The following is a 21,550-nucleotide window of genomic DNA, read 5'->3' as shown; positions in this document are numbered from 1 at the left end:
GTTCAGCGTTCGACTTGCATGTGTTAAGCACGCCGCCAGCGTTCGTCCTGAGCCAGGATCAAACTCTCCAACAATGAACAGTTTAATCGAGGCAAGTTAATGCTCTCAAAGGAACCTCATACGAGGTTCAATACATAAGCTCTACTGGCTTAGTTCACTAGCACACTGTTGAGTTCTCAAGCAACACACCCGAGTCGCGCCGCCGTCAAGCGGCCTTACTCGAAGCGAGTTATTCCTAGCAGTTTATGTGGACACCCACTCAATCGCGGTAAAGCGAGAGCTTGGTTCGTGTCCCCGCCGCCCGGTTTCCCTGGCGACTTGGAGAACTTTACATGCCCCGAAAGGGCCCGAAACAGGGGGGTCCCTTAACAAGATCAGCGCAGGTCAGAACCCACGACGAAGCTCGTCTGCGGCCCAGTCTGCACCCACCGGCCCCGGAGCGCCAGCGAAAGAGCCAGAAAAGAACATTGCTCCGAGTACATTGCGTCGTATTGCACCGCGACAAAGCTCCGCCTAGCGTCGGCCGCATGACCCTCGCCCACGACGACCTCGGCCCGAAGACCGGCCGGCCCGTCCTCCTCGTCCACGGCCACCCCTTCGACCGCTCGATGTGGCGCCCCCAGGCCGAGCACCTGGCCGCCCGCGGCTACCGCGTCGTCACCCCCGACCTCCGCGGCTTCGGCTCCTCCCCGAGCACGGACACCAAGACCGGTCTCGACGTCTTCGCCCGCGACCTCGTCGACCTGGCCGACCACCTCGGCCTCGAGACGTTCGTCCTCGGCGGCCTCTCCATGGGCGGCCAGATCGTCATGCACCTGCTCAAGGACCACCCCGGCCGGGCGGAAGCCGTCCTCCTCGCCGACACCTTCGCGGGCCTCGACACCCCAGCGGCGAAACAGGCCCGCATCAGCACCGCCGCGAGGATCACCGAGGAGGGCATGCACCGGTATGCGGAAGAGCTGCTCCCCAAGATGATCTCGAGGAGCACCCGCGCGAGCAGGCCGGACGTCGAAGCGCACGTCCGGCGCATGATGCGCAACGCGCCCCAGCAAGGAGCCGCGGCCGCGCTGAGGGGACGCGCCGAGCGTCCCGACTACACCGGCACGCTCCAGGACATCAACGTCCCCACTCTCGTGGTCGTCGGCAGCGAGGACGAGTTCACGCCCGTCGCCGACGCCGAGCTGATCCACCGGAAGATCGCCGGTTCCACCCTGGTGGTCGTCGACGGCGCGGGCCACCTGCCTAACCTGGAGCGCGAGACCGAGTTCGACGAGGCACTCAGCACCTTTCTGAAGAGCAGCGGAGCCGATGAACCTTATTCAGCCGTCGGCCGGCGCGAAGGTCGCCGCAGGCAGGAAACCCGCGGTCGGTAGCGCCGGCCTAGCCAGAATAAGGTTCACCCCATGACCCAGAAGACCGTGTTCGTGACCGGCGCCAGCGCCGGCTTCGGTGACGCCATCGCGCGGCGGTTCGTCGCCGAGGGCGCCCGGGTGATCGCCGTCGCCCGGCGCCACGACAAGCTCGAGAAGCTCGCCGGGGACCTCGGCGACGCCGTCCTCCCGGTGCAGCTCGACGTCAGCGACCCCGAAGCGGTCAAGACGACGGTCGACGGCCTTCCCGAGGAGTGGAAGGCGGTCGACGTCCTGGTCAACAACGCCGGCCTGGCGAAGGGCCTCGAGCCCGCGCAGCGCGCGGAACTGAGCGACTGGGACGAGATGATCGCGACCAACGTCCGCGGCCTCGCGCACGTCACCCGCGCGCTGCTGCCCGGCATGGTCGAGCGCGGGCGCGGCCACGTCATCAACATCGGCTCGATCGCCGGCACCTACCCCTACCCCGGCGGCAACGTCTACGGCGCGACCAAGGCGTTCGTCCACCAGTTCAGCCTCAACCTGCGCAGCGACCTGCACGGCACCGGCGTCCGCGTGACGAACGTCGAGCCCGGCATGGTCGGCGGCACGGACTTCTCGAAGGTCCGCTTCGACGGCGACCAGGACAAGGCTGACAAGGTCTACGAAGGCACCACGCCGCTGACCGCGGACGACGTCGCCGAGTCCGTCTTCTGGGCCGCGAACCAACCGCAGCACGTCAACATCAACGTCATCGAGCTGATGCCGGTGGTGCAGAGCTTCTCGGCGCTGCAGATCTACCGCGAGAGCTGAAACAGCTGGTAGAGCGCCTGCTGCTCCGGGTCCGATCCGGTCAGCAGGCGCTTGGTCCGCGGCCGCCCGCCCGTCGACGGGTACGTCAGGACCAGCTCGCCGATGCCCGCGAGCTGGTCCAGCAGCTCCCGGACCGACAGGTTCATGCCCGCCCGGTCCGCTTCGCGGCGCATCAGGTGGGTCACCGTCGCCGCCAGCACCGACACCAGGCCGTGGGCCGCGATCCGCGCCCGCGTCCACTCCCAGCGCGGAGTCGGGCCGGTGAGCGCGGGCCCGGTCAGCCAGCGGAACGTCGACTCCAGGTGCGTGCGGGCGCGGTAGGCCGTGACGACGTCGCCGACCGGCCAGTCCCGGTCGGTGACCAGCACCTGCTTGCCGAAGAACTCGTCGTCCAGCCGGGCCACTGCGGCGGAGTCGATCCGCCGTTCCACCCGGATCTCACCGGGCCTGGTGCCGGTGAGCACGGCGGTGAGGACGCGTTCGATGCGCCGGCCGCGCGTGACCCGGCCGATTTCGGCGTGCACCTGCGCGCGGTCGCCGCGGTGGGTGCCGGCGGCCAAGGCCGCGGCCAGGCCGTCCAGCTCGCGGGTGGTCGTGGCCAGCTCGTCGGCGAACGCCCGGGACTGGGCCGCGTGCAGGGTCGCCGAGTGGGTCAGGATCACCCGGCGGCGGACCCCGTCGACGACCGCGTGCGTGTCGAGCGCGGTGAGGCCGGCGAACCGCTCCGGGTCGACGCGCTTGCGGGCGGACGCGGGCTGCGTCAGCAACTCCGGGTGGTCGGTCAGCGGCAGCGAGCCGACGAACCCGCGGCGGGAACCGAGGTCGAGCTGCGCGGCCTGCCCGGCGTGGAAGACCAGCGTGGCCGAGCCCAGCGCGCCCGTCAGCGCGGCGAACGTCGGGGCATTGTCGCGGCGGTACAGCCGCGAGGCCAGCGGGATGGCGCCGTCGCGGGTGACGCGCAGCCCCACGCCGGCGAGCACCTCCCGGCAGGCCGTGGGCAGCGTGCAGTCCGCGGGGGCGAACACGGCGAACTGCGGGACGTCGACGGCGAGGGCCTCGTGGTCGTCGAGCGAGTCCAGCACGGCGGCCGCGACGGTCTCCTCGATGCCCGCGATCCGCTCCGGCGTCAGGCGTTCCAGCGCCCGCCACAGACCATCCACTGTGGACAGCCGGACCAGGTCCGCGGCCGGGCTCGCCGCCCACCACAGCCCGATCGGCGTCTCCGGCGCGGTCGCCCGGTGCAGCACCGCGACCGCCAGGCTCAGGCCCAGCGAGGGCTTCGACCGCACGACGTCGTCGACGCGGCGGACGAAGTCCAGCCGGGACAGCGTCGCCCAGACCGCGGCGACGTCGCCGTAGGTCCGGTGCGAAGCCGCAGCCGGTTCGCCGCCCGGGACGGCCCGGGCGATCTCGTCGGCCGTGCCCAGGTAACGCTGGGTGACCACACGGGGCTTGCCGTCGACCCGGGCGGACTCCGCGAGGTAGTAGTACGTCCGTCCGCCGATCTTCTTCCCGACCACCGATGCCACCCTTTAGGTAATACACCTCCGTGCGCTGATCGACAACCACGGCAGCGCGCTGACCTGCGCCGACGGGCATGTGAATCGTTCGGGTGAACGTGGTGCGGAACGCACACTGGCTGGTCGCCCGAGGACGGTCCTAGCGTGGGCGGAATGGGACCCGAACCCGACGCCACCACCCCGACCGCCTCCGCGATGCGCCGCTCGCTCGCCCGGGCGCGGGACGGGAAGACACTGGACGTAGCCGAGGCGGCCGTCCTGCTGCACGCCCGCGGGGACGACCTGGCGAAGCTGTCCGAGTACGCCTCCCGCATCCGCGACGCCGGCCTGGCCGAGGCCGGGCGCGCCGGCATCATCACCTACAGCCGCAAGGTGTTCATCCCGCTGACCCGGCTGTGCCGCGACCGCTGCGGCTACTGCACGTTCGTCACGGTGCCGGGCCGGCTCGAATCGCCGTTCCTCTCCCCGGACGAGGTCCTCGACATCGCCCGCAAGGGCGCGGAGATGGGCTGCAAGGAGGCCCTTTTCACGCTCGGCGACCGCCCCGAGGACCGCTGGAAGGCCGCCCGCGAGTGGCTGGACGCGCACGGTTACGACGACACGCTCTCTTACGTCCGCGCGATGGCGATCCGCGTCCTCGAGGAGACCGGCCTGCTGCCGCACCTCAACCCGGGCGTGCTGACCTGGCAGGACTTCCAGCGCCTCAAGCCGGTCGCGCCGTCGATGGGCATGATGCTGGAGACGACCGCGACCCGGCTGTGGAGCGAGAAGGGCGGGCCGCACTACGGGTCCCCCGACAAGGACCCCGCGGTCCGGCTGCGCGTGCTCGAAGACGCCGGCCGCAGCAGCGTCCCGTTCACCACCGGTGTCCTCATCGGCATCGGCGAGACGCACGAGGAGCGCGCGGACGCGCTGTTCGAGATCCGCAAGGTCGCCAAGACCTACGGCGGCATCCAGGAAGTCATCGTCCAGAACTTCCGCGCCAAGCCGGACACGAAGATGCGCGCGACCCCGGACGCCGACCTCGAAGAGCTCGCCGCGAACATCGCCGTGGCGCGGCTCGTGCTCGGCCCGAAGATGCGCATCCAGGCGCCGCCGAACCTGATCGGCCGCCAGTACGACCTGATGATCCGCGCCGGGATCGACGACTGGGGCGGCGTCTCGCCGCTGACCCCGGACCACGTCAACCCGGAACGCGCGTGGCCGCAGATCGACGAGCTCGCGCGCCGCACCGAGGAAGCCGGCTTCGAGCTCAAGGAACGCCTGACGATCTACCCGGAGTACGTCAACGCGGGCGAGCCGTGGCTGGACCCGCGGATCACGCGGCACGTCGCGGCGCTCGTCGACGCCAAGACGGGGATGGCGCGCGAAGGCGCGATGCCGGTCGGCATCCCGTGGCAGGAGCCGGACGGCGGCTGGCAGGAGTCCGGGCGCACCGACCTGCACACCGAGATCGACACCACCGGCCGGACCGAAGACCGCCGGAGCGACTTCGACTCGGTGTACGGGGACTGGAAGGAGATCGGCGACCGGATCAAGACCGGGCCGCAGAAGTTCGACTCCACCGTGCTGGAAGCCTTGCGCAGCGCGGAAAAGGACCCGGCCGGGCTGTCCGACGACGCCGCACTGGCGTTGTTGTCGGCCGAGGGCAAGGAACTGGACGCCTTCACGAAGCTCGCCGACGACCTGCGGCGCGAGACGGTCGGCGACGACGTCACCTTCGTCGTCACGCGGAACATCAACTTCACCAACGTCTGCTACACGGGTTGCCGCTTCTGCGCCTTCGCCCAGCGACGCACCGACGCCGACGCGTACACGCTCTCGCTGGAGCAGGTCGGCGACCGCGTCGACGAGGCGTGGGCCGCCGGCGCGACCGAGATCTGCATGCAGGGCGGCATCCACCCGGACCTGCCGGGCACCGCGTACTTCGACCTCGCGGCCGAGGTGAAACGCCGTCAGCCGGACATCCACCTGCACAGCTACAGTCCGATGGAGGTCGTCAACGGCGCTTCGCGGACCAACCTTTCGCTGCGGGACTGGCTGATCGCGGCGAAGGAGTCCGGCGTGGACTCGCTGCCGGGCACGGCCGCGGAGATCCTCGACGACGACGTCCGCTGGGTGCTCACCAAGGGCAAGCTGCCGACGTCGGAGTGGATCAAGGTCGTCACCACCGCGCACGAGGTCGGCCTGCCGACGACGTCCACGATGATGTACGGCCACGTCGACACGCCCGCGCACTGGGTCGCGCACCTCAAGCTGCTCGCGAAGCTGCAGCGTGACGGCCTGGAGAAGCACGGCAAGCGCGGGTTCAGCGAGTTCGTGCTGCTGCCGTTCATCCACCAGAGCTCGCCGATCTACCTCGCCGGGCTCGCGCGCCCGGGCGCGACGCAGAACGAGAACCGGGCGGTGCACGCGCTGGCCCGGCTGCTGCTGCACGGGATGATCGACAACATCCAGAGCTCCTGGGTGAAGCTCGGCACCGAGGGCAGCCGCGCGGTGCTGCAGGGCGGCGTCAACGACATCGGCGGCACGCTGATGGAGGAGACGATCAGCCGGATGGCCGGCGCGTCGAACGGCTCGTACAAGACGATCAGCGACATGCGCGAGATGGTCGAGCCGCTGGGCCGGCCGCTGGTGCAGCGGACGACGGGGTACGGGCGGCCGTCGGCCGAGCGGCTGGCCGCCGCGGAGGCGTCGGACGGCGTCGCGACCGCCGTGCGCAAGCCGTTGCTGCCGCTGCTCACGCCGTAAGAACCGGTTTGACGGGGGTTCCGGGTGGCGGAGCCCCCGGCCCCGGGGCGGAGCCCCCGGTTGACACAGCGGTAGCGGGGGCCCGGGCTCCAGGGCGCCCGCTACTCTTCCGGCCCATGGGGGTTTTCCGGTTCACACCAGTTCTCTTCGTCGCGCTTCTCGCGGGTTGCGGCACTCCGGCGCCACCACCTGCCCCGACACCCACGGTCGCGCCGAGCCCGACTTACGCGCCGCCGCCATCGGCGGGACTGTCGCTTTCGGTCGGTCAGGTCGAGGCCGGGCTCGGGCACCGCGCGAGCGTCCTCACGCTGACCAACCGGGACAGCGGGCCGCGTCAGGTCACCGGCTACCCGGACCTGAAGATCCTCGCGGGCGACGGCTCGGCGCTCGCGGTGAAGGTCGAGCACGGGACGTCGTACTTCGCGCGGGACCTCGGACCGCAGAACGTGACGCTGAAGCCGGGCGAGAAGGTCGTCGCCGTGCTCGCGTGGTCGGCCACCGTCACCGACGGCGACCAGCGCAGCGGCGCCGCGATCTCCGTGGTGCCGGTCCCCGGTGAACCCGAGCAGAAGCAGCCGCTGGACACCGACCTCGGCACCACCGACACCGTCACGGTCAGCTCGTGGGCGACGGAAATCGGGAACTGATGACCTTGTGTCACCGCTCACAAACCCACGGTTGACGCACCCGGAGATGTGCTAACTCTTTCCCTCACGACCAGGTCAAGCACCGAAGCTGCACCTGCCGAAGGGACTTCGATGAGCACCTCCGTGGCCGCGCTGGAAATGGTCGACACCGACCGCTACCCGCTCACCGAACCGGGCAGCGCCGCCTGGCGGAACACCGTCGCCGGCACCCGCGCGGACCTGGCCGACGTCGGCTGCAGTGTCCTCGCCGACTTCATCCGGCCCGAGCTGCACGAGGTCCTGCGCGCCGAGTGCGCCGCGCTCGAGCCGCACGCGTACACCAAGGTCGAGCAGGTCAACGCCTACAACATCGCGCTCGACACCCCGCTGCCCGAAGACCACCCGGGCCGGACGGTCATGGAACGCGGCAACGCCTTCGTCGCGCGTGACCGCGTCCCCGCGTCGTCGATCATCAGCCGGCTCTACACCAGCCCGCTGTTCCAGCGGTTCGTCGCCGACTGCTTCGGCCTGCCGGAGCTGCACGAGCTGGCCGACCCGCTGGCCGGGCTGACCCTCAACGTGATCGCGCCCGGCCGCGCGCACCCGTGGCACTTCGACACGAACTCCTACACCGTCAGCATGCTGACCCAGGCCGCGGAAGACGGCGGCACGTTCGAACACTGCCCCGACATCCGTTCCGCCGAGGACGAGAACTTCGCCGGTGTGCGGGGTGTGCTTTCCGGGGAAAACACCCGTCCGGTCCAGCGCCTGGGCCTCCGTCCGGGCGATCTGCAGCTGTTCAAGGGCCGCTTCGCCTTGCATCGGGTCACTAGGGTGGTGGGGAAGATCGCCCGCCATTCGGCGATCTTCGCCTACAGCGAGCGCCCCGGCGTCATCGGCAGCCCGGAGCGGACCAGGCAGCTGTTCGGCCGGGTCCTGCCCCAGCATCTGGCCGATCGCGCCGTGCGGGGCGACGCCCTGCTCGACTAGATCTAGGAGCCTGGCCCGTGCCTTTCGACTCGACCGGCAAGATCTCGTTCGACCACATCTACACCGCGCCCGACCCCCGTCCGTTCTTCGGGACGTTGCAGCGCGTCGGCTACGAAATCCCTCAGCTCGCGAAGCCGTGCTTCGCGAAGCTGATCGGCGAACACCCGGCCGGCTCCCCGACCGTGCTCGACGTCGGCTGCTCGTACGGTGTCAACGCCGCGCTCCGCCGTTGCGAAGCCACCATGGACGATCTCTACGCGCACTACACCGCTCCGGACGTGCTGGCGCTGAGCCACGCGGAGCTGGTCGAGGCCGACCGCGCCCGCGTCACCGGTCCGGGCGGCGCGAAGTTCTTCGGTCTCGACGCGGCCGCGCCGGCGCTCGAGTACGCGCTTTCCGCCGGGTTTCTCGACGAGGCGATCCACGCGGACTTCGAAAGCGACGACCCGGACAGCACCCAGCGGAAGCTGCTCGACGACGTCGACCTCGTGGTCTCGACCGGCTGCGTCGGCTACGTCACCGAGAAGACGATCACCCGGATCGCGCGCGGCTCGCGGCCGTGGATGGCGCACTTCGTGCTGCGGATGTTCTCCTACGAGCCGGTCGCCGACAGCCTGGCCGGGCTGGGGTACGAGACCGCGCAGGTGCCCGGCGTGTTCCGGCAGCGGCGGTTCGCTTCCGCCGAAGAGCGGACGCAGATCCTCGACACCCTCGACGCCGCCGGGGTCGACCCGACCGGTGTGGAGTCCGACGGCTGGCTGTACGCGCAGCTGTACGTTTCCCGTCCAGAAGGCGCGGCCGCGCTGGCCACCGCGCTCGAAAACTTCGACGAAGAAGGATGATCGTGAGCAGTCCGGACTGGTCCACCCGCACCTTCGGCAACGAGGACCGGCTTCCCCGCGTCCCCGTCCCCACGCTGGAGGACAGCGGCCGCCGTTTCCTCGAGTGGTGCGCACCGCTGCTGACCCCGGCCGAGCTGGCGGAGACGGAGGCGGCGGTCGCGGAGTTCCTGGCGCCGGGCAGTCCCGCGCACGGGCTGCAGGCCGCGCTCGAGGAGTACGACCGTTCGCCGGGCGTGCACAGCTGGCTCGACACGTTCTGGCCGTACCGCTACCTCGGCCGCCGCGACCGGATCGCGCTCAACGCCAACTTCTTCTTCCTGTTCCGGGAGTCCGAGCTGGGCCAGGTGGAACGGGCGGCCGAGCTGGCCGCGTCCGCCGTGGACTACAAGCTGCGGCTCGACGAAGAGGAGGTGCCGCCGGTGCTCCTGCGCGGCACGCCGCAGTCGATGGTGCAGCACAAGTACCTGTTCTCGGCGACGCGCATCCCGGGTGAGCTGCTGGACACCGCGCGCACGCGGTTCCCGTCGCCCGAGCGGCACATCGTGGTCTTCCACCGCGACACGCCGTTCCGGATGGACGTCATCACCGAGGACGGCCACCCGTACTCGCCGGAGCAGATCGCCGACGGGTTGCGCGCGATCCTCAAGGACGACCGCGCTCGGCCCGACGCGGCGCCGGGACACTTCACGACGAAGGCTCGCGCGGAGTGGGCGGCTTCGCGGGCCGCCCTGCTCGAAGCCGGCAACGCCGAAGCGCTGGAGACGATCGAGACGGCGTTGTTCTCCCTGTGCCTGGACGACTTCGCGCCGTCGAACGCGCAGGAGGCGAGCGACCGACTGCTGTACGGCGACAACCGCTGGTACGACAAGGCTGTTTCGTTGGTCGTGTTCGAGGACGGCACCGCGGGGATCAACGTCGAGCACTGCGAGCTCGACGGCACCACGATCCTCGGCTTCACCGACGTGCTGCTGAGCGGCTCGCGCGCAACGCGGGAAGCCGCCGACGGTGTGCCGGGCTTCGAAGCGGTGGAGTTCACGCTGACCGACGAGCTCCGCGAAGACGCTCGAGCGGCCGGAGCGGCCTTCAGGGCGTACGCGGACGCCACGGCTACGCAGACCGTGTCGTTCGACTTCGGCGCGAACCGCGCGAAGGAACTGAAGATGTCCCCGGACGCCTTCGCGCAGATGGCGTACCAGCTCGCGCACCGCCGCGCGAAGGGCCTGACCGGGGCGACGTACGAGTCGATCGCCACCCGGCAGTTCCGGAACGGCCGCACCGAGGCGATGCGCGTCGTGACGCCGGAGGTCGTGCGTTTCGCCGACGTCCTGACGGACCCGGCCGCGTCGGACGGCGAGAAGCGGGAGGCGTTGCGCGCGGCCGCGGCGAAGCACGTCGCGCGAGCCAGGGAGTGCCAGGCCGGGGACGCGCCGGAGCAGCACCTGTGGGAGCTGCAGCTGATCGGGAAACGCCGCGGTGAGACTGAGGTACCGGCGCTGTACAGCTCGCCCGGCTGGCTGAAGACGCGCGACGACTACCTGAGCACGAGCTCGGCGCCGTCGGTCAACATCCAGTACTTCGGGTTCGGCTCAACGAGCCCGCAATGCATCGGCATCGCGTACGTGCTGCTGCCGGATCGCTGGAACATCTACCTCAGCACGCCGAAGCACGTGTCGGCGGAGATGTACCGCTTCGCCGACGAACTCACGAAGGCGGTCAGCGAGCTGCAGGAGCTACTGGCCGAGTAGGCGGCGCAACCAGGCCAGCCGGGCGGCCCGCGCCGCCTGGCTGAGCCTGGCCTTCGGGGCCAGCGAATCGAACCCGTGGAAGCCGCCCGGCCACACGTGCAGCTCGGCTTCGCCGCCCGCCTGCCAGATCCGGCTCGCGTACGCCACGACTTCGTCGCGGAACGTCTCCGCCGTGCCGACGTCCAGGAACGCCGGTGGCAGGCCCGAAAGGTCGGCCGCGCGAGCCGGGGCCGCATAGGCGGGCACGTCTTCCGTCCCGAACCGGTCACCGAGGTACGCCGTCCAGCCGACGGTGTTGGCCGTGCGGTCCCACAGCCCGCGGCCGTCGAGGTCCACCGCCGACGGGGTGGTGTTGCGGTCGTCGAGCATCGGGCAGATCAGCAGCTGCCCGCCGAGCTCCGGCCCGCCGCGGTCGCGCGAGAGCAGCGCCGTCGCCGCCGCGAGGCCGCCGCCCGCGCTGACACCGCCGATCACCGTCGGCCCGGCGAACTGCTCGGCCGTCCACAGCAGACCGGCGTAACAGTCTTCCACCGGCGCCGGGTACGGGTGCTCGGGCGCGAGCCGGTAGCCCGGCGAGACGACCGTCAAGCTCAGCGAACCCGCCCAGTCCAGCAGGTTCGGCACGTCCGAGCCGAGGTGGCTGCCGACGATCGTGCCGCCGCCGTGCACGTAGTACAGAACACCCGCGCTGGACGCCGGCGTCATCACCAGCAGCGGAACGTCTCCCGCGTACTCCTCGGTGACCTTGTGCTCCGGGTACGCCGCGGCCAGCTCCCCGACGGTCCGGTGCTCGGCCGCGTTCAGCGCCCGGCGGCCCGGGATGTCCTGCAGCGACACGAGCGGCGGGCGCAGCGCGCGCAGGGTCTCGACGATCGGCGCCAGCTCCGCGTCGAACGGCGGCGGGGTCACGCCGAAGGTTCCGAAACGACGAGGACCAGTGAGCCTTCGAACGTCGGCTGCTCGCGAAGCCGGCCGTAGCGGCGTTCCCACGTGCCGTCGTCGAGGTCGTGCTGCAGTTCCGCGGCGAAGCGGTGGTGCACGCGGTCGTCGACGAAGCTCCACGCCGAACACGACAGCCGTGCGCCCGGGTCGAGGAGGCGTTCCGGGCGGCCGTAGTAGGCCTCGTTGAACCCGTCGGTGCAGTCGATCGGGATGGGCACGGGGATGATCGAAGTGGCGCCGCCCAGCCCGTCGGCGATGTCGTCGACCGACGGGTAGCGCCGCGCCTCGGTCTCGATCACTTCCGGCGCGTAGTCGAGCAGCCAGAACCGCCGCAGCAGCGCGGGGTCGCACGTCAGGATCGCGATCGGGCCGCGGGTGACCCGCCGCATCTCCTTCAGCCCGGCCCACAGGTCGTTCCACTGGTGGACGCTGAACGTGCTCATCGCGCCCTCGAACGCCCGGTCCGGGAACGGCAGCTTCTCCGCGACCGCGTCGACGGCCGGCGGGAGGTCGGCCGGCCGCTGCGCGCGCATCGACGCCGACGGCTCGACCGCTGTCACCTCCCGGTCGGCCGGCTCGTAGGAACCCGCGCCCGCGCCGACGTTGAGCACACTCCGCGCGTCCCCCAGCGCGTCGAGGAGGTACTGCCCGATGCGGGGATCCGGCCTGCGGTAGTCGGTGTAGACCCCGCCGATCGCGCCGTAGTCCGCGTCCCCGGCGCTGCCGTCCGCACGTCGCTGGCTCATGACTGAAAACTAGCAGCGGCGGCGCGCGTCCCGGACGTTGCTCCGGCGGGCGTAAGAGAGCGTCCGGCATCCGGCTCAGCGGTCAATTCCTGTCGCAAAGTTGCGTAAGTTCGTCCAACTATTGCGATTTCTTGTCCAGGATTCGTATGATCCCGGTCACAGAGGTCCCCACCTTGCTGCGGAAAGGCCAGTGCTGCCCATGTCTCCCAGCTCTGTCTTCAGTGCGCCCAAGAAACAGTTGGGCGCCCTCGCGCTCGCCGTGATCGCGGCGGCCGGTGTCACCATCGCCGCGGTTCCGGCCGACGCGCTCGCCGCCGGCCGCGGCGCGACGGTCCCCTTCACCGAACAGGAAGCGGAAACCGCCGCGACGAACGGTTCGGTCATCGGCCCGAACCGGGCCGCCGGCACGCTCGCCGGCGAAGCGTCCGGCCGGAAGGCGGTGACGCTGTCCGGCCAGGGGAAGTACGTCGAGTTCACGCTCACCGCACCGGCGAACTCGATCGACTTCCGCTACAGCCTCCCGGACTCCGGCAACGGCACCGGGACGAGCGGCACGATCTCCCTCTACGTGGGCGGCGCCCACAAGCAGGACATCGCGCTGACGTCGAAGTACGCCTGGTACTACGGCTCGTACCCGTTCACGAACAACCCGGGTGACGGCCACGCGCACCACTTCTACGACGAAACCCGGGCACTGCTCGGCACGTCGTACCCGGCCGGCACCAAGATCAAGCTGCAGGTCGACGCGGGCGACACCACGGCCTCGACCATCGACCTCGCCGACTTCGAGCAGGTCGGCGCGGCGGCCGCGCGCCCGGCGAACTCGGTGTCGGTCACCGACTACGGCGCCACCGCGGGTGACACGAGTGACGACGCGGGCGCGTTCGACTCCGCCGTGGCGGCCGCGAAGAGCCAGGGCAAGGAGGTCTGGATCCCGTCCGGCACCTTCACCCTCGGCCACCACATCACGGTCGACCAGGTGACGATCCGCGGCGCCGGCCCGTGGTACTCGGTGCTGACCGGGCCGCGTGCCGGGATCTTCGGCAAGGGTGAGCCGGCGAGCTGCGGCACGTCGACCTACCCCGGCAACGGCGCGGTCCCGGGCACGAGCAGCGCGGTCAAGCTGTACGACTTCGCGATCATCGGCCAGGTCGACGCCCGCGTCGACTGCGACCAGTCCAACGCCATCGGCGGCGCGCTGGGCGGCGGCTCGGTCGTGCAGAACCTGTGGCTGCAGCACACGAAGGTCGGGCTGTGGCTCGACGGCCCGTTCGACGGGCTCACCGTGTCCGGCAACCGGATCCTCGACCAGACCGCCGACGGCCTGAACCTGCACCAGGGCATCAGCAACGTCACCGTCACCAACAACTTCCTGCGCAACACCGGTGACGACGGCCTCGCGATGTGGTCCGAGCACGACGCCGACCACAACAACACGTTCTCCTTCAACACCGTGCTGCTGCCGATCCTCGCCAACAACATCGCGATCTACGGCGGGCGCGACAACACCGTGTCCGACAACGTCGTGGCCGACAACCAGGACCAGGGCGGTGGCATCCACATCGCCAACCGGTTCAGCGCGGTGCCGCTGTCCGGCACGACGACGGTCGCGCGCAACACCGCGATCCGCACCGGCGTGCTCGACTCGAACTGGCAGTTCGGCGTCGGCGCGCTGTGGTTCGACGGCCGCGACTCGGCGATCACCGGCCGCGTCGACGTCACCGACCTCGACCTGCAGGACAACAACTACGAGGCCATCCAGTTCATCGACAGCGCCACCACCGACGTGCACTTCACGAACGTCCGGATCACCGGGGCGGGCACCTTCGCCTGGCAGATCCAGGCGAAGCCGACCGGGTCGGTGAAGAACGTCGTCGCGACCGGCGTCGGGCGGGCCGGCGTGTACAACTGCATGGGCCCGGACGCGATGGCCGGGCTGGCCGACCAGGGCGGCAACTCCGGCTGGTCGACGACGTTCTGCGGCTCGTGGCCGACGCCGGTCTACGGCTCGGACAACGGCGGCACGACGACGACCACTCCCACCACACCGCCGACCACGACCACCACGACCCAGCCGACCGGGAACCTGGCGCTGCACAAGGCGATCAGCGCGTCGGCGTCCCAGGGCGGGTTCCCGCCTTCGAACGCGGTCGACGGCGACGCGAACTCCTACTGGGAGAGCGCGAACAACGCGTTCCCGCAGTCGGTGACCGTCGACTTCGGGAGCACGGTGTCGGTGTCGCGGCTGGTGCTGAAGCTGCCGCCGTCGTCCGCGTGGGGCACCCGCACGCAGACGATTTCGGTGGACGGCGTCAAGGCGGCCGCGGGGTACACGTTCAACCCCGCGTCCGGGAACACCGCGACCATCACGTTCCCGGCGACGTCGGCCCGCACGCTGCGGCTGACCTTCACCGGCAACACCGGCTGGCCCGCCGGGCAGCTGTCCGAGCTCGAAGCCTACGCATCCTGAGAGGTGATGACGATGTCCCGCATCCCGGCTCTGCTCGCCGCCGCACTCGCGGCGTCCGGCCTGGTCGTGCTCTCCGGCAGCACACCCGCCGCGGCGGCGACCTGCCCCACCACCGCGTCCGGCGGCGCGAGCGTGCCGTTCCGGACGGTCGAGGCCGAGTGCTCGGCGACGAACGGCTCGGCCGTCGGACCGGACTACACCCAAGGCAGCGTCGCTTCGGAGGCCTCCGGGCGGCAGGCCGTGCGGATCACCACCGGCCAGTACGTCGAGTTCACGCTGCCCGCGGCGGCGAACGCGATCAACGTCCACTACAACCTGCCCGACGGCTCGTCCGGCCGGCTTTCGGTGTCCGTCAACGGGTCCACGCTCGCGCTGCCCGTGACGTCCCGCTACACCTATGTGGACACCGGCTTCATCACGGGCTCGAAGACGCACCACTTCTTCGACGACGCCCGCCTGCTGCTCGGGCAGAACCTCGCGGCGGGCGCGAAGGTCCGGGTGCAGGCGAACTCCGGTGACGTCGGGCAAGCGACCATCGACCTCGCGGACTTCGAGCAGGTCGGCGGCGCGGGCTCGAAGCCGGCCAACGCGCTGTCGGTGACCGACTACGGCGCGACGGCGAACGACTCCTCCGACGACTCGCAGGCGTTCCGCAACGGTTTGGCGGCCGCCCGGTCACAGGGTAAGGAGCTGTTCGTGCCGTCCGGCCGGTTCGAGATCGGCTCGGCGCTGCAGATCGACCAGACCACCGTCCGCGGCGCGGGACAGTGGTACACCGTGTTGCACGGCAACAACATCTTCAACAACGGCAGCGCGTCCGGGAACATCAAGCTGTACGACTTCGCGGTGTTCGGCGACGTCACCGAACGCAACGACGGCAGCCCCGACAACGCGTTCCACGGTGTCCTCGGCACCGGCTCGGTCGTGAGCGGCCTGTGGATCCAGGACACGAAGTGCGGGCTGTGGCTGATGAACGGCGCGTCGTCGAACCTCACCATCGAGAACAACCGCATCCTCGACACGCAGGCCGACGGCGTGAACTTCGACGGCGCCGTCACGAACTCGACGTTGCGCAACAACTACCTGCGCAACAACGGCGACGACGGGCTCGCGCTCTGGTCGAACGGGCAGGCCGACTCGGGCAACTCGCTGGTGAACAACACAGTCGTGCAGCCGAACCTGGCCAACGGGATCGCGCTGTACGGCGGTTCGAACAACACGGTGAGCGGGAACCTGGTGCAGGACACCAACGCCCTCGGCGGCGGGTACCTGGTGGCGAACCGGTTTAACTCGGTGCCGCTGGGCGGCACGGTGACGCTGTCGAACAACACCGCGCTGCGGGCCGGGGCGCTCGACCCGAACTGGCAGTTCGGCGTCGGCGCGCTGTGGTTCGACGCGCGGGACCAGGCGATCACCGGAGTGACCATCCGGGTCACCGGGTTCACCGCGGTCCAGAGCCCGTACGAGGCGATCCAGTTCATCGACGGCAACGGCCAGGGCAAGCAGATCCAGGGCATCACGATCGACGGCGTCTCGGTGCAGGGCGCCGGGACGTTCGTGGCGCAGTCGCAGACGCAGGGGTCGGTGTCGATCAGCAACCTGTCGGCGTCCGGGGTCGGGGTGACCGGGACGTACAACTGCCCGTACCCGGCGTCGATCCCGAAGATGACCTTCGGCGGGTCGGGCAACAGCGGCTGGACCGGCACCTGGGGCGACTGCTCGACGTGGCCCGCGCCGAACTCGGGGCCGCCGAAGCCGCCTACGTCCGGGAGCAATCTCGCGCGCGGCAAGGCGATCAGCGCGTCGGCGACCGTCGGGGGTTTCCCGCCTTCGAACGCCGTGGACGGGGACGCCAACTCGTACTGGGAGAGCGCGAACAACGCGTTCCCGCAGACACTGACGGTGGATCTGGGCGCGGCGGCGTCGATCACCAAGGTGACGCTCAAGCTGCCGCCGTCGTCGGCGTGGGGCGCGCGGACGCAGACGGTGACGATCTCCGGCAGCACGGACGGTGGTTCGTACACGACGCTGGTGGGTTCGCGCGGTTACGCGTTCGACCCGGCTTCCGGCAACACGGCGTCGGCTTCGTTCACGGCGACGTCCCAGCGCTTCGTGCGGCTGACGTTCACCGGCAACACCGGCTGGCCCGCCGGCCAGGTGTCGGAGTTCGAAGTGGCCGCGGCCTGAGGGAGTGACGAGCCCGCCCCACCCGGGGCGGGCTTGTCTTACTTTTGCGCCCAGTTGCTGTAAAGTTTCACTCATGACGCGTCGTCTTGCCGAAGTCGCCCGCCAGGTCGGGGTCAGCGAAGCCACGGTCAGCCGGGTGCTCAACGGCCGGTCCGGGGTGTCCGCGAGCACCCGGGCCGCCGTGCTCACCGCGCTGGACGTGATGGGCTACGAACGCCCCACCCAGCTGCGCGGCGAGCGGGCCCGCCTGGTCGGGCTGGTGCTGCCGGAGCTGCAGAACCCCATCTTCCCCGCGCTGGCCGAGATCATGGGCAACGCCCTCGCCCAGCAGGGTTTCACGCCGGTGCTGTGCACGCGCACCGCGGGCGGGGTGTCCGAGGCGGAGTACGTCGAGCTGCTCCTCCAGCAGCAGGTGTCGGGCGTGGTGTTCGCCGGCGGGCTCTACGCGCAGTCCGACGCGGTGCACTCGCACTACCACCACCTGGTGGAGCGCAGACTGCCGACGGTGCTGATCAACGCGGCGGTCGACCACCTCGGCCTCCCCCAGGTCTCGTGCGACGACGCGGTGGCCGTCGAGCAGGTCGTCGGGCACCTCAGCTCGCTGGGGCACGAGAAGATCGGCCTGGTCCTCGGGCCGGCCGACCACGTGCCGTCGAAGCGCAAGCTCGAGGCGTTCCAGTCGTACGCGGCCAAGCTCGGCCTGCCGGTCCTGGACGAGCTGGTCGAGCACGGAATGTTCTCGATCGAGGGCGGCCACGCGGCAGCGGCGCGGCTGTACCCGCGCGGTGCGACGGCGGTGCTGTGCGCGAGCGACCTGCTGGCGCTGGGAGCGGTCCGCGCGGCGCGGCGGCAGGGCCTTTCGGTCCCCGACGACATCTCAGTGGTCGGCTACGACGACTCGGCCCTGATGAACTGCACGGACCCGCCCCTCACGACCACCCGCCAGCCGATCGAGGCCATGGGGCGCGCGGTGGTGGAGCTTCTGGTGAAACGCATCAACGGCGGCGAGGTGGCGGCGGAGGAGCTGCTGTTCGCTCCGGAGCTGGTGGTCCGCGGCTCCACCGCCCGCCGCACGGCGTAAACCTCCCCTCAGGGCGCGACGGCCTGCCGGCCGTCCCGCCTTTTTGCACGCCCAGACTAAAGCGCCCCAATGTGGCCTTCGGTGCGTCAGACGCACCCAAGGGGCCCTTCGGTGCGTCTGACGCAACCAAGGCCACATTGGGGCGCTCTGGGGTGGGGTGCGGCCTGTTCGTAACTTGCAACTTCTCGTCGGGTTATTGCGTCGATCTGCTCTCACACTTTAAGGTGACCGCAATCACGTGACAGCCGTCGCGACCCCGAGAAGAGGCTTGAGATGAGCAGTCCCTGGTCCCGATCCTTCTCCCGCCGAACGTTGTGCCTGCTCGCCGCAGGTGGCCTTGCTCTCTCACTGGCCGCCTGCGGCGATGGGGACACCGCTGCCGCTCCCGGTGGCAAGGTGAAGATCACGGTCACCGGCCAGCCGCCGACCAGCCAGCCGTTCGAGCGCGGTGTCTTCGACGCCGACGTCAAGGAGTTCGAGGCTTCCCACCCGAACATCCAGATCGAGCCCCACGAGGGGTTCATGGACCCGAAGACGTTCTCCGCGAAGCTCGCCGGCGGGCAGCTCGAGGACGTCTACTACGTCTACTTCACCGACCCGGCGCAGATCATCGCGCGGCACCAAGCCGCCGACATCACGGAAGCCGCGAAGAGCGTTCCGCACATCAACGACATCAAGCCGGAACTGCTGGACAACTTCCGGGACGCCAACGGCAAGCTTTACGGCCTCCCGACGATGAACTACACGATGGGCCTGCTCTACAGCCGTCCGCTGTTCCAGAAGGCCGGGCTCGACCCGGACAAGCCGCCGGCCACCTGGGACGAGGTCCGTGACGCCGCGAAGAAGATCGCCGCGCTCGGCAACGGCACCGTCGGGTACGCCGACTACAGCAAGAACAACCAGGGCGGCTGGCACATGACCGGCTGGATGTACTCGATGGGCGGCGACATCGCCCGCAAGGACGGCGACAAGTGGGTCGCCGACTTCGCCAACGAGAAGGGCAAGCAGGCCCTGCAGTACCTGCACGACATGCGCTGGACCGACAACTCCATGGGCGCCAAGCAGCTCCTCGAGGCCACGGACGTCCAGCGGATGATGGGCGCCGGCCAGCTCGGCATGTACATGGCCGCCCCGGACAACGTCCCCGTGCTCGTCAAGCAGTTCAACGGCAAGTACGAGGACTACGGCATCGCCGGCATGCCCGGCGGCCAGGGCACGCTCCTCGGCGGTGAGGGCTACATGATCAACCCGAAGGCCTCGCCGGACAAGGTCAAGGCCGGCCTCGAGTGGATCCAGTGGAAGTACCTGAACCCGGACCGCTTCGAGAAGCACATCCAGCAGTACGTCGACGGCAAGCAGCCGGTCGGCCTGCCCGCGGAGCCCACGCCCGACGTCTGGACCGGCTCGGTGCGCGAGCAGCAGCTGGCCCTGAAGGCCAAGTACGCCAACGTTCCCGCGAAGAACTACCAGTCCTATGTGGACACGACCAGCAAGATCAAGGGCAGCATCGAGCCGCCGAACGCGCAGCAGATCTACGCCGCGCTCGACAGCGTCATGCAGGCGGTGCTGACGGACCAGAACGCGAACCTCGACCAGCAGCTGTCGTCCGCGTCCTCGAAGGTCAACAGTGTCCTCGCCCAGGTCAAGTAGCCTCCTCGCCTGGCCCGCGACGTCTTCGTCGCGGGCCAGGCGCCCGGCCGCGTCCCAGGAAGAACGCCGCCGGACCCGGCTCAAGCGCAAGATCAGGGAGAACCTCACCGCGTACGGCCTGCTCTGCGCCGCGCTCGTGGTGTTCGCGCTGTTCTCCTGGTACCCGATCGTGCGCGGCGTGCTGCTGAGCTTCCAGCAGGTCGACTTCGTCAACCCGCCGACGTGGGTCGGGTTCGACAACTTCACGCGCCTGTTCGAAGACCCGCTCTTCGGCGTCGCCTGGCGCAACACCCTGCTGTTCACCGGGCTCGCGCTCGTCTTCGGCTTCGCCGTCCCGTTCCTGACGGCGGTGCTGCTGAACGAGCTCCGCCACGCCAAGGCGTTCTTCCGGCTCGCCGTCTACCTGCCGGTGATGCTGCCGCCGGTCGTCACCGCGCTGATGTGGAAGTGGTTCTACGACCCGGGTCCCGGCCTGTTCAACTCCGCGCTCGGCGCGGTCGGCCTGCCCGGCGGCCAGTGGCTCGACTCCTCCAGCACCGCGATGCTCTCGCTGGTCTTCGTCTCCACCTGGGCCAACATGGGCAGCACCACGCTGATCTACCTGGCCGCGCTCGGCACCATCCCCGGCGAGCTCTACGAAGCCGCGGAGCTCGACGGCGCCGGCATGTGGAAGCGGCTGCGGCACGTCACCTTCCCGCAGACCCGGTTCGTGCTCTTGGTGCTCCTGCTGCTGCAGATCGTCGCGACGATGCAGGTGTTCACCGAGCCGTACGTGATGACCGGCGGCGGCCCGGACGACTCGACGGTCACCGTGCTCCTGCTGCTCTACCGCTACGCCTTCGTCTACAACGACTTCGGCTCGGCCAGCGCCATGAGCCTGCTGCTGTTCGTCGCGCTGGGCGTGTTCTCGGCGTGGTACGTCCGGCTGACGCGGAAGGCGGACCAGTCATGAGGACCCTCGTCTCGCCCGGCTCGCTGCGCAGCCCGCGCGGCAAGCTCGTCTACACCGTCGTCTTCGTCTGCACGCTGGCCGTGTTCGTCCTGGCCTTCATGTTCCCGCTGTACTGGGTGATCACCGGGGCGATGAAGTCGCCGCAGGAGCTGGCGCAGACCCCGGCGACGCTCGTCCCGCACGACTGGCACCCGGAGACCTTCGGCGACGCCTGGAGCCAGCTGAACCTCGGCAAGTACTTCCTCAACACGCTGGTCGTCGCCGGCGGCGCGTGGCTGGCACAGCTGGCCATCGACGTCCCGGCCGCGTTCGCGCTGTCGAAGCTGCGCCCGAAGTTCGGCAACGTCGTGCTCGGCCTGATGCTGGCGACGCTGATGCTGCCGGCCACGGCCCTGCTCGTCCCGACGTACGTGACGGTGACGGACCTGCCGCTGGTGCACCTCAACCTGATCAACTCGCCGACGGCGGTGTGGCTCCCGGCGGCGGCGAACGCGTTCAACATCTACCTGCTGAAGCGGTTCTTCGACCAGATCCCGGACGAGCTGATCGAAGCGGCGCGCATCGACGGCGCCGGGCCGGTGCGCACCCTCTGGCGGATCATCCTGCCGATCTCGCGGCCGATCCTGGCCGTGGTGTCGATCCTCGCGGTGGTCACCGCGTGGAAGGACTTCATCTGGCCGCTGCTGGTGTTCCCGGACACCGAAAAGCAGACGCTCTCGGTGATGCTGCAACGGGTGGCGATCGACATGCCGCTCAATGTGCTCGTCGCCGGGATGGTGCTGGCCAGCCTGCCGATGGTGGCGCTGTTCCTGGCGTTCCAGCGGCAGATCCTCGCCGGGCTGACCGCCGGCGCCGTCAAGGGCTGAGCCGCGGCCCAGGGGTTTCC

At 69.8% G+C, this 21,550-nt stretch carries 16 protein-coding genes and 1 rRNA gene; 13 read left to right on the top strand and 4 right to left on the bottom strand.

Features of this window, described 5'->3' with window-relative positions; all coding sequences use genetic code 11:
* Window positions 1–74, bottom strand: a 16S ribosomal RNA gene (locus ACZ61C_RS08165); the annotation flags it as partial.
* Between the two features lie 453 nt (window positions 75–527).
* Between ACZ61C_RS08165 and ACZ61C_RS08160 the strand changes: the two genes are divergently transcribed.
* Window positions 528–1,373, top strand: coding sequence for an alpha/beta fold hydrolase (locus tag ACZ61C_RS08160; protein ID WP_465304173.1), 846 nt, complete (start codon window positions 528–530; stop codon window positions 1,371–1,373).
* A 30-nt stretch (window positions 1,374–1,403) separates the two neighbouring features.
* Window positions 1,404–2,162 (top strand): SDR family oxidoreductase, encoded by a 759-nt coding sequence (locus ACZ61C_RS08155; protein ID WP_465304171.1) that lies wholly within the window; start codon window positions 1,404–1,406, stop codon window positions 2,160–2,162.
* Here the strand turns inward: ACZ61C_RS08155 and ACZ61C_RS08150 are convergent.
* Entirely contained in the window at window positions 2,147–3,682 is a 1,536-nt protein-coding gene (locus ACZ61C_RS08150; RefSeq protein WP_465304169.1) for an IS1634 family transposase, read from the bottom strand. The two genes, ACZ61C_RS08155 and ACZ61C_RS08150, sit on opposite strands and share 16 nt — an antisense overlap.
* Window positions 3,683–3,835: 153 nt before the next feature.
* Here ACZ61C_RS08150 and ACZ61C_RS08145 point away from each other — a divergent pair, with 153 nt between their 5' ends.
* The 5 genes from ACZ61C_RS08145 to ACZ61C_RS08125 all read left to right on the top strand — a co-directional run bounded on the left by ACZ61C_RS08145 (window position 3,836) and on the right by ACZ61C_RS08125 (window position 10,636).
* Window positions 3,836–6,433: a bifunctional FO biosynthesis protein CofGH gene (locus ACZ61C_RS08145; protein WP_465304167.1), complete on the top strand. Its 2,598-nt coding sequence runs from the start codon at window positions 3,836–3,838 to the stop codon at window positions 6,431–6,433.
* 116 nt (window positions 6,434–6,549) lie between these two features.
* Window positions 6,550–7,080 carry a DUF4232 domain-containing protein gene (locus tag ACZ61C_RS08140; RefSeq protein ID WP_465304165.1) on the top strand — a complete coding sequence of 177 codons (531 nt, stop codon included), beginning with the start codon at window positions 6,550–6,552 and terminating at the stop codon, window positions 7,078–7,080.
* 111 nt (window positions 7,081–7,191) lie between these two features.
* Window positions 7,192–8,049: a HalD/BesD family halogenase gene (locus ACZ61C_RS08135; protein ID WP_465304163.1), complete on the top strand. Its 858-nt coding sequence runs from the start codon at window positions 7,192–7,194 to the stop codon at window positions 8,047–8,049.
* Window positions 8,050–8,066: 17 nt separating this feature from the next.
* Entirely contained in the window at window positions 8,067–8,891 is an 825-nt protein-coding gene (locus tag ACZ61C_RS08130) for a class I SAM-dependent methyltransferase (protein ID WP_465304161.1), read from the top strand.
* Complete coding sequence (locus tag ACZ61C_RS08125) at window positions 8,888–10,636, top strand: choline/carnitine O-acyltransferase (RefSeq protein WP_465304159.1); 1,749 nt, start codon at window positions 8,888–8,890, stop codon at window positions 10,634–10,636. The genes ACZ61C_RS08130 and ACZ61C_RS08125 overlap by 4 nt, the downstream gene beginning before the upstream one ends.
* Here ACZ61C_RS08125 and ACZ61C_RS08120 read toward each other — a convergent pair.
* Both ACZ61C_RS08120 and ACZ61C_RS08115 read right to left on the bottom strand, forming a co-directional pair.
* Window positions 10,622–11,545 carry an alpha/beta hydrolase fold domain-containing protein gene (locus ACZ61C_RS08120; RefSeq protein ID WP_465304157.1) on the bottom strand — a complete coding sequence of 308 codons (924 nt, stop codon included), beginning with the start codon at window positions 11,543–11,545 and terminating at the stop codon, window positions 10,622–10,624. The two genes, ACZ61C_RS08125 and ACZ61C_RS08120, sit on opposite strands and share 15 nt — an antisense overlap.
* Complete coding sequence (locus tag ACZ61C_RS08115; RefSeq protein WP_465304155.1) at window positions 11,542–12,324, bottom strand: class I SAM-dependent methyltransferase; 783 nt, start codon at window positions 12,322–12,324, stop codon at window positions 11,542–11,544. The genes ACZ61C_RS08120 and ACZ61C_RS08115 overlap by 4 nt, the downstream gene beginning before the upstream one ends.
* Window positions 12,325–12,523: 199 nt before the next feature.
* Between ACZ61C_RS08115 and ACZ61C_RS08110 the strand changes: the two genes are divergently transcribed.
* The 6 genes from ACZ61C_RS08110 to ACZ61C_RS08085 all read left to right on the top strand — a co-directional run bounded on the left by ACZ61C_RS08110 (window position 12,524) and on the right by ACZ61C_RS08085 (window position 21,530).
* A complete protein-coding gene (locus ACZ61C_RS08110; RefSeq protein ID WP_465304153.1) occupies window positions 12,524–14,794 on the top strand; it encodes a discoidin domain-containing protein in 2,271 nt (756 codons plus the stop codon).
* A gap of 6 nt (window positions 14,795–14,800) precedes the next feature.
* On the top strand, window positions 14,801–16,981 hold the full coding sequence (locus tag ACZ61C_RS08105; RefSeq protein ID WP_465304151.1) for a discoidin domain-containing protein: 2,181 nt from the start codon (window positions 14,801–14,803) through the stop codon (window positions 16,979–16,981).
* A gap of 73 nt (window positions 16,982–17,054) precedes the next feature.
* Window positions 17,055–18,062, top strand: coding sequence for a LacI family DNA-binding transcriptional regulator (locus tag ACZ61C_RS08100; RefSeq protein WP_465304149.1), 1,008 nt, complete (start codon window positions 17,055–17,057; stop codon window positions 18,060–18,062).
* A 273-nt stretch (window positions 18,063–18,335) separates the two neighbouring features.
* A complete protein-coding gene (locus tag ACZ61C_RS08095) occupies window positions 18,336–19,712 on the top strand; it encodes an ABC transporter substrate-binding protein (protein WP_465304147.1) in 1,377 nt (458 codons plus the stop codon).
* On the top strand, window positions 19,690–20,664 hold the full coding sequence (locus ACZ61C_RS08090; RefSeq protein ID WP_465304145.1) for a carbohydrate ABC transporter permease: 975 nt from the start codon (window positions 19,690–19,692) through the stop codon (window positions 20,662–20,664). Before ACZ61C_RS08095 ends, ACZ61C_RS08090 begins: the two co-directional genes overlap by 23 nt.
* Window positions 20,661–21,530 (top strand): carbohydrate ABC transporter permease, encoded by an 870-nt coding sequence (locus tag ACZ61C_RS08085; RefSeq protein ID WP_465304143.1) that lies wholly within the window; start codon window positions 20,661–20,663, stop codon window positions 21,528–21,530. Before ACZ61C_RS08090 ends, ACZ61C_RS08085 begins: the two co-directional genes overlap by 4 nt.
* Window positions 21,531–21,550 lie beyond the last annotated feature (20 nt).

This window comes from Amycolatopsis sp. NPDC104587 (genome assembly GCF_055583645.1).
The sequence above is the reverse complement of the archived record's forward strand: the minus strand, read 5'-3'. Positions and strand labels throughout refer to the sequence as shown.